Genomic DNA, 329 nt, shown 5'->3' with positions numbered 1-329 from the left:
CTGGACTTGTTCGTGAACGACGCAACCAAGCTGCAAACCGTGGCTGACGCCGCACAGGTACTGGTGACATCGTTCGGCAAGGGAGGAAGGGCTTTTTCTTGCGGGAATGGCGGTTCAATGTGCGACGCCATGCATTTCGCGGAAGAACTGACAGGACGCTTCCGTCGTGATCGGCCCGGGATCGCCGCAACCGCAATTAGCGACCCAACTCATATCACCTGCGTTGCAAACGACTATGCATACGATCAGGTGTTCGCCCGTTACATCGAGTCCCATGGTCGTCCGGGCGATGTACTGCTCGCGATCAGTACGAGCGGGAAAAGCCCTTC

General features: G+C 57.4%; 1 protein-coding gene. It reads left to right on the top strand.

What is annotated here, in order from left to right; translation table 11 throughout:
- Positions 1-6: 6 nt before the first annotated feature.
- Positions 7-329, top strand: a 323-nt coding sequence (locus QPK27_RS25285; protein ID WP_308633631.1) for an SIS domain-containing protein, incomplete at its 3' end; no start/stop codon positions are given.

The organism is Massilia sp. YIM B02443 (genome assembly GCF_030411955.1).
Classification (GTDB): domain Bacteria; phylum Pseudomonadota; class Gammaproteobacteria; order Burkholderiales; family Burkholderiaceae_D; genus Telluria.
This window is presented reverse-complemented; position numbering and strand designations above follow the sequence as displayed.